Genomic DNA, 1,833 nt, shown 5'->3' on the forward strand with positions numbered 1-1,833 from the left:
GAAAAGACCGCGCTCGCCGAGGCCGAGGTCGAATATGAGGACGTCGTGTCGACGCAGATCGACGTGGCGTTCGAGATTGTGGAGGCGCCGAACGCGCCCGAACTGGTCGGCGCGCACGCGGTGATCTGGACGACGACGCCCTGGACGATCCCGGTCAACCAGGCGCTGAGCTATGGGCCGGAAATCGCCTATCGGTTGATAGAAATCAAAAGTGGTGTTTTCGACAAATTCCCGGAACTTGCCGGCCTTCGCGGGAAGCAATTTCTGATTGCGTCCGAACTTGTTGAGCGATTCCTAGATCGCATCCATCCGGCTATCGGAATGGATTATCTGACGAACTGGGAATATGAACGCGGTGACTTGGAAGGCGCTACCGCCCGCCATCCGATGCACGCGCTCGGCGGGTTCTTCGCAAAGCCCCGCCCATTCCTGCCGGGCGATTTCGTCACGACCGAGGCGGGCACCGGGCTCGTCCATATGGCGCCCGATCATGGCGAGGACGATTTCCTGCTGTGCAAGCAATATGGCATTGAGCCGGTCTTCGCGGTCGACGGCGCGGGGATGTATCGCGACGATTGGGCGTGGCTCGGCGGGCAGGGATCGGTGATCAACAAGAAGTTCGTCTCCGCCGAGGGGCCGATCTGTGCGGATCTGCGCGGCGTGGGCGCGTTGCTCGCGGCGAGCGATGATTTTGCGCATAGCTATCCGCATTCGTGGCGGTCGAAGGCGAAGGTGATTTTTCGGGCTACGCCGCAGTGGTTTATTCCGATGGATGCGCCGCTGCCGCAATCCCCCTCCCGCTTGCGGGAGGGGCTGTCAGCAAGCGACGCTCTTTCCGGACATGCCCTCCCCCAACCCCTCCCGCGAGCGGGAGGGGAGCTAGAAGGGGAGGGGCTTACTCTTAGGCAAACAGCCCTCGCCGCCATCGAAGCCACCACCTGGTATCCCCCGAAGGGCCAGAACCGCATCACCGCGATGGTCGCGGGTCGCCCAGATTGGGTGATCAGCCGCCAGCGCGCCTGGGGTGTGCCGATCACGCTGTTCGTCGATCGCAAGACCGGCCAGTATCTCGTCGATCCGGCGGTGAATGCGCGGATCGTAGCGGCGGTGCGCGAACAGGGCGTCGATGCGTGGTCGGAAGAAGCGGCGCAGGACTTGCTCGGCCCGGACTACAACCTCGCCGATTACGAGCGCGTCACCGACATTCTCGACGTGTGGTTCGACAGCGGCTGCACGCATGCCTTTGTGCTGGAGTCCGGGCGCTGGCCCGATCTGCAATGGCCGGCGAACCTATATCTCGAAGGCTCGGACCAGCATCGCGGCTGGTTCCAGTCGTCGCTGATGGAGGCGTGCGGCACGCGCAGGCGGGCGCCGTACAACGCAGTGCTGACGCACGGCTTCACGATGGATTCGAAGGGCATGAAAATGTCCAAGAGCCTCGGCAACACGATCAACCCGCTCGATCTGATGAAGGAATCGGGTGCGGACATTTTGCGGCTGTGGGCGCTGTCGGTCGATTTCACCGAGGACCACCGCATCGGCAAGGAGATCCTCAACGGGGTTTCCGACCAATATCGCAAGCTGCGCAACACCTTCCGCTATCTGCTCGGCGCACTCGACGGGTTCGACGAGAGCGAGCGGCTGCCGGTCGCGGAAATGCCCGAGCTGGAGCGCTATGTCCTGCATCTGCTCGCCGAGCTCGACGCGAAGCTGCGCGCGGCGGTTTTGGTGTATGATTTCAACAGCTATGTCCGGCTGCTGACCGAGTTCGCGCAGGAGGATCTGTCGGCCTTCTACTTCGATATCCGCAAGGATTCGCTCTATTGCGACGCG

Annotated in this window: 1 protein-coding gene; it reads left to right on the top strand. The window is 62.6% G+C overall.

From position 1 onward, the window contains the following. Positions 1–1,833 (top strand): isoleucine--tRNA ligase (locus ABWP09_RS07780; protein ID WP_353204577.1); only part of this gene is annotated, 1,833 nt, incomplete at both ends.

This window comes from Sphingomonas sp. (assembly GCF_040398505.1).
Taxonomy (GTDB): domain Bacteria; phylum Pseudomonadota; class Alphaproteobacteria; order Sphingomonadales; family Sphingomonadaceae; genus Sphingomonas.